General features: G+C 59.5%; 6 protein-coding genes. 4 read left to right on the forward strand and 2 right to left on the reverse strand.

The window, feature by feature from the left end; translation table 11 throughout:
- Positions 1–77: 77 nt before the first annotated feature.
- From dnaQ to M9827_RS07035, 3 genes are all read left to right on the forward strand, one after another.
- Positions 78–836 (forward strand): DNA polymerase III subunit epsilon, encoded by a 759-nt coding sequence (gene dnaQ / locus M9827_RS07025; protein ID WP_250604571.1) that lies wholly within the window; start codon positions 78–80, stop codon positions 834–836.
- 188 nt (positions 837–1,024) lie between these two features.
- Positions 1,025–3,280: an Orn/Lys/Arg family decarboxylase gene (locus M9827_RS07030; protein WP_250604573.1), complete on the forward strand. Its 2,256-nt coding sequence runs from the start codon at positions 1,025–1,027 to the stop codon at positions 3,278–3,280.
- Between the two features lie 14 nt (positions 3,281–3,294).
- Positions 3,295–3,909 (forward strand): GNAT family N-acetyltransferase, encoded by a 615-nt coding sequence (locus M9827_RS07035; RefSeq protein WP_250604575.1) that lies wholly within the window; start codon positions 3,295–3,297, stop codon positions 3,907–3,909.
- Here the strand turns inward: M9827_RS07035 and M9827_RS07040 are convergent.
- Both M9827_RS07040 and M9827_RS07045 read right to left on the reverse strand, forming a co-directional pair.
- A complete protein-coding gene (locus M9827_RS07040) occupies positions 3,875–4,768 on the reverse strand; it encodes a LysR family transcriptional regulator (RefSeq protein ID WP_250604577.1) in 894 nt (297 codons plus the stop codon). The two genes, M9827_RS07035 and M9827_RS07040, sit on opposite strands and share 35 nt — an antisense overlap.
- Before the next feature lie 85 nt (positions 4,769–4,853).
- Positions 4,854–5,084, reverse strand: a complete 231-nt coding sequence (locus tag M9827_RS07045; RefSeq protein ID WP_250604579.1) for a hypothetical protein — start codon at positions 5,082–5,084, stop codon at positions 4,854–4,856.
- A 184-nt stretch (positions 5,085–5,268) separates the two neighbouring features.
- On the opposite strand from M9827_RS07045, the gene M9827_RS07050 reads away from it, so the two are divergent.
- On the forward strand, positions 5,269–5,826 hold the full coding sequence (locus tag M9827_RS07050) for an NADPH-dependent FMN reductase (protein ID WP_250604581.1): 558 nt from the start codon (positions 5,269–5,271) through the stop codon (positions 5,824–5,826).
- Positions 5,827–5,913: the final 87 nt, after the last annotated feature.

The following is a 5,913-nucleotide window of genomic DNA, read 5'->3' on the forward strand; positions in this document are numbered from 1 at the left end:
GTCTGACTGAAACACCTCGCTGAGCGTGTTAACATCCGCGTTTTTTGCAAGATCGACCCGTTGAGAGCTGAACACTGATGGCCACCAGATCTGTTGTACTCGATACCGAAACCACCGGCATGCCGGTGACCGATGGTCACCGGATCATTGAAATCGGTTGCGTCGAACTGATCGGTCGGCGCCTGACGGGCCGGCATTTTCACGTTTACCTGCAACCGGATCGCGAGAGTGATGAAGGCGCCATCGGCGTTCACGGTATCACCAACGAGTTTCTGGTCGGCAAGCCGCGTTTTGCCGAAGTGGCCGATGAATTCTTCGAGTTCATCCAGGGCGCACAACTGATCATCCACAACGCGGCGTTCGACGTTGGCTTCATCAACAACGAATTCGCCTTGATGGGGCAGCACGATCGCGCTGACATCACGCAACACTGCTCTATCCTCGACACCCTGATGATGGCCCGGGAACGTCACCCGGGGCAGCGCAACAGCCTCGATGCGTTGTGCAAACGTTATGGTGTCGACAACTCCGGCCGTGAACTGCACGGCGCCTTGCTCGACTCGGAGATTCTCGCCGACGTCTACCTGACCATGACCGGCGGCCAGACCAGTCTGTCGCTGGCCGGCAATGCGTCTGATGGCAATGGCACGGGCGAGGGCGCGGACAACTCGGCGACCGAGATTCGGCGCTTGCCGGCCGATCGTCAGCCTGCACGGATCATTCGTGCGACGGAAGAAGAGCTGGCAGCGCACATGGCGCGGCTGGAAATCATTGCCAAGTCTGCCGGTGGTCCGGCGTTGTGGACGCAGATAGCGGAAGCCGACGCCCAGGCTTGAAGATCAAAGGATCGCAGCCTTCGGCAGCTTCTACATGAGAATGCGTTCCCTGTAGGAGCTGCCGGAGGCTGCGATCTTTTGCTATTACGGACATGAAGCCAACTGGCCACCCTCGCCACTTTCGCTGCAACCCTCTACCCTGAGTGCATTGGCAGATTCAAACCTGCCGCCTCAGGACACTGAGCCTCATGTACAAAGATTTGAAGTTTCCGGTGTTGATTGTCCATCGCGACATCAAGGCCGACACGGTTGCCGGTGATCGTATCCGTGGCATCGCCCGGGAGTTGGAGCAGGAAGGTTTCAATATCGTTTCGGCCATCGACTACGCCGAAGGGCGGTTGGTCGCGTCGACCCACCACGGCCTCGCGTGCATGCTGATTGCCGCCGAGGACGCGAGCACCAATTCGCATCTGTTGCAGAACATGGCCGAACTGATCGGTCTGGCGCGGGTGCGTGCACCGGATCTGCCGATCTTTGCCCTGGGCGAACAAGTCACTCTGGAAAATGCCCCGGCCGACGCCATGGCCGAGCTCAATCAATTGCGCGGCATTCTCTATCTGTTCGAAGACACCGTACCGTTCCTCGCCCGGCAAGTGGCCCGTGCGGCGCGCAAGTACCTGGACGGGTTGCTGCCGCCGTTTTTCAAGGCGCTGGTGCAGCACACCGCCGACTCCAATTATTCCTGGCACACCCCCGGCCATGGCGGCGGTGTGGCGTATCACAAGAGTCCGGTCGGGCAGGCGTTCCACCAGTTCTTCGGGGAAAATACCCTGCGTTCGGACTTGTCGGTGTCGGTGCCGGAGCTTGGTTCGCTGCTTGATCACACCGGGCCACTGGCCGAAGCCGAAGCGCGCGCCGCGCGCAATTTCGGCGCCGATCACACCTTTTTCGTGATCAATGGCACCTCGACGGCCAACAAGATTGTCTGGCACTCGATGGTCGGTCGCGATGATCTGGTACTCGTTGATCGCAACTGCCACAAATCGGTGTTGCACGCGATCATCATGACCGGAGCGATTCCGTTGTATCTGTGCCCGGAGCGTAATGAGCTGGGGATCATCGGTCCGATCCCGCTGAGCGAATTCAGCCGCGAATCGATTCAGGCCAAGATCGACGCCAGTCCGCTGACCAAGGGCCGCGCGCCGAAAGTCAAACTGGCCGTGGTCACCAACTCGACCTACGACGGCCTCTGCTACAACGCCGAGTTGATCAAGCAAAGCCTCGGCAACAGCGTCGAAGTGTTGCACTTCGACGAAGCCTGGTATGCCTACGCGGCGTTTCACGAATTCTTCGCCGGGCGCTATGGCATGGCCACCTCACGCACGGCCGACAGCCCGCTGGTGTTCACCACCCATTCCACGCACAAACTGCTCGCGGCGTTCAGTCAGGCCTCGATGATTCATGTGCAGGACGGCGGCGCGCGGCAACTGGATCGTGATCGTTTCAATGAAGCGTTCATGATGCACATCTCGACTTCGCCGCAATACAGCATCATTGCCTCGCTCGACGTTGCTTCGGCAATGATGGAAGGTCCGGCCGGGCGATCGCTGTTGCAAGAAACCTTTGATGAAGCGCTGAGCTTCCGTCGCGCTTTGGCCAATCTGCGTCAGCACATTGCCGCAGATGACTGGTGGTTTTCGATCTGGCAGCCGCCGGGTGTCGAGGGCATCGACCGCGTGCAGACCGAAGACTGGTTATTGCAACCGGACGCCGAATGGCATGGCTTCGGCGAGGTCAGTGATGATTACGTCTTGCTCGACCCGATCAAAGTCACGCTGGTGATGCCGGGGCTGAATGCCGGCGGTGCGCTGAGCGATAAGGGCATTCCGGCGGCGGTGGTCAGCAAATTCCTCTGGGAGCGTGGCCTGGTGGTGGAGAAGACCGGCCTGTATTCATTTCTGGTGCTGTTCTCCATGGGCATTACCAAAGGCAAATGGAGCACGCTGCTCACCGAGTTGCTGGAATTCAAGCGCAGCTACGATGCCAATGTGCGTCTCGACACCTGCCTGCCGTGCGTTGCCCAGCAAGACGTTGCGCGTTATCGCGGCATGGGGCTGCGCGACTTGTGTGATCAACTGCACACCTGTTATCGCAGCAACGCTACAGCCAAACACCTCAAACGCATGTACACCGTGCTGCCGGAAATTGCCATGAAACCGGCCCACGCCTACGATCATCTGGTGCGTGGCGAAGTCGAGGCGGTGCCCATCGATGACCTGGAAGGGCGCATCGCCGCGGTGATGCTGGTGCCGTATCCGCCGGGGATTCCGCTGATCATGCCCGGCGAACGCTTTACCGAATCGACCCGCTCGATCATTGATTACCTGAAATTTGCTCGCACGTTCGATAGCAGCTTCCCCGGTTTTGTCGCGGATGTGCATGGATTGCAGCATGAAGATGAAGGCAATGGACGGCTATACACCGTCGATTGCGTCAAGGAATGAGGACTTTTCCCAGTATGCAACCGGTCATGAATCCGAAATACCCAGGGTTGTCGGTGCGTGTCGCCGATGAAGGCTTTGCGCCGTATATCTGGGGCAGCGATTTCAGTTTCGAAGTCGCCGCTTATGGCGCGGCCGTGATCGGCCAGCCTGTCGAGCGCTGGCGGGTGACGCCGATCGTGCCGTACCGCAAGTGCTACGGCATCGATCCGGAAGAATTCAGCGCTTTTCACAACGCGCCGGACAGCGCGATTTTCATGGCGTATCTGGATGATGAGCCGGTCGGCCATCTGGTGATCAGTACCAACTGGAATGGCTTTGCCCATATCGATGAGCTGGCGGTGCATGCGCCGGCGCGGCGCCATGGCGTGGCCAAGGCGTTGCTGGATGTCGCGCAGTTCTGGAGTCGCAAGAAAAAGCTGCCGGGGATCATGCTTGAAACCCAGAACAACAACCTCGGCGCCTGTCGGTTGTATGAGCGTTGCGGCTATGTGATTGGCGGTATCGACCAGTTGCGCTACCGCGGCATTGATCCGAACACCGCCGAAGTGGCGCTGTTCTGGTATCGACTGTTCGATAACCCGCTGGAAAATCCCGTCAGCTCGCCAGCATCGCCTCGGCTTGTTCCGTGATGATCGCCAGCAGTGTCTGGATCGCCGATGCCGGCGCGGCGTGCTTGAACGTCAGGGCGTAGAGGCTGATCGGCACGGCCGGCGACAGTGGGCAGACATCCAGCCCGCTGGCGCGCGCGCCCAGTGCAGTGAACGGGTCAACGATGGCCAGGCCTTCGCCGGCCTCGACCATGCTGCGCATCATCTGGTGGGTTTGCACGCGGGTCTGGATGCTCGGCGCCGGGCGCAAGGCCTGAAGTTTGTTTTCCAGCGCCGGACTCAGCGGATCCTGGCCTTCGAGGCCGACCATGGCCTGACCGGCTAGATCCTGCAGGGAAATGTATTTCTGTTTCGGTTGCAGCCAGCCATGGGGCGCGAGCAGTTGCAGCTTGCCCTGGGCCAGTGGCCGGCAATCAATATCGGGATGTTCGGGATCGTGCAGGCTCAAGCCGAGATCGCTTTCGCGCAACAACAGGCTGCGGACGATATCGCGGGTCGGTGCGCTGAGCAGGCTGCACGGTGCATCGGGCAGGCGTCGACGCAGGGCGGCAAGGCTTTGTGGCAGTAATTGTTGCGCCAGCGGCGGGGTGCCGATGATGCGCAAGGGTGGGGCGAGGTATTGTTTGAGGCTGCTGGCCAGACGCTGCAGCGGTTCCAGCGCTTCATAAACGTGGGCGATTTCCACCTGCAACGCCCGCGCCTCGGGCGTCGATTGCAGGCGCCCGCGTACGCTGGCGAACAGCATGAACCCCAACTGACTCTCGGCTTCGCGCAAACGCTCTTCGACCTCGGCCACCGGCAACTGCAACCATTCGGCGGCGGTGCCCAGGTGACCGGTCTGCAAGAGCGCCTGAATCACTTCGATATGACGTAAACGCATGCGTGAAGTCCATGTTCAGCAGGTGGGGTCAGTGGCTGAATCCTACCCCAAGTCTGCGCATATGACTTCTGCTCATAACGGCCAGTTATGAAGCGACGGTTGTCTCAGGCTCGCGGGTCAGGGTGATGCCTGACTGAACCAGGAGAAACTCGGTCTCACTGACTTTGTTGACGCGATCGCCAATGGCCAGTTTGTAAATCGGCTCCGAGCCAGTGGAACCGTCTGCCGACGGGTTGGATTCCTGGAACTCATGCACGGAATAAACGCGGCCTTCCGCATCTCTTGCATGGAACTGACCGACGAGTACTGCTGCCATCTGCTTAGAACCTCTGGAGATAAAACGCTTGATTTACGGCTTGGTAGACCGCCATCAAGGCCTGTAAGTTTTCCTACAGGAAAAAAATAATCAACACGCGGGAATTTCCCATCGGGTGCTGGTGGAATCGTCACCGGATCATCTATAACTACGGGCTCCTCCCACGGACCATCGAGAGTCTTCCATGAGCAATGTCTACAACGTCGCTGTAGTGGTCGGTAGCCTGCGCAAAGCATCGATCAATCGCAAAGTCGCCCTGGCACTGGCAGAGCTGGCCCCGGCGAACCTCAAGCTTGAGATTGTCGAAATTGGCGATCTGCCCCTTTATAACGAAGACATCGACGGTGATTCACCGCCGGCAGCCTACAGCACTTTCCGGGAAAAAGTGGGTTCATCCGACGCGGTGCTGTTTGTTACGCCCGAATACAACCGTTCGGTGCCGGCGCCGCTGAAGAACGCCATCGACGTTGGCTCGCGGCCGTATGGCAAGGCTGTCTGGAGTGGCAAGCCGGGAGCGGTGATCAGCGTGTCGCCGGGTGCGATCGGCGGTTTCGGGGCGAACCAGCACCTGCGACAGTCGTTCGTGTTTCTCAATGTGCCATGCATGCAGCAGCCGGAAGCGTACCTCGGCGGCGCGGGCTCGGCGTTTGACGAGGCGGGCAAGTTGAGCGATTCGGTGAAACCTTTTCTGCAAAGCTTTATCAATGCCTACGGACAGTTCGTAGAGCAACACAAGAAGTAACTTCACCGAATCCCCTGTGGGAGCGAGCCTGCTCGCGAAGGCGTCGTCAGCCGTTGCATCAACGGCGACTGACAGTGCGCTTTCGCG

Origin of the sequence: Pseudomonas sp. AKS31, from assembly GCF_023634765.1 — a bacterium.
In the GTDB taxonomy this organism is placed as follows: Bacteria; Pseudomonadota; Gammaproteobacteria; order Pseudomonadales; family Pseudomonadaceae; genus Aquipseudomonas.

Excerpts from the sequence above, each read along its gene's own strand:
- M9827_RS07035 (WP_250604575.1), top strand. The coding sequence starts at position 3,295 with ATGCAACCGGTCATGAATCCGAAATACCCAGGGTTGTCGGTGCGTGTC.
- M9827_RS07045 (WP_250604579.1), bottom strand. The coding sequence starts at position 5,084 with ATGGCAGCAGTACTCGTCGGTCAGTTCCATGCAAGAGATGCGGAAGGC.
- M9827_RS07050 (WP_250604581.1), top strand. The coding sequence starts at position 5,269 with ATGAGCAATGTCTACAACGTCGCTGTAGTGGTCGGTAGCCTGCGCAAA.
- dnaQ (WP_250604571.1), top strand. The coding sequence starts at position 78 with ATGGCCACCAGATCTGTTGTACTCGATACCGAAACCACCGGCATGCCG.
- M9827_RS07040 (WP_250604577.1), bottom strand. The coding sequence starts at position 4,768 with ATGCGTTTACGTCATATCGAAGTGATTCAGGCGCTCTTGCAGACCGGT.
- M9827_RS07030 (WP_250604573.1), top strand. The coding sequence starts at position 1,025 with ATGTACAAAGATTTGAAGTTTCCGGTGTTGATTGTCCATCGCGACATC.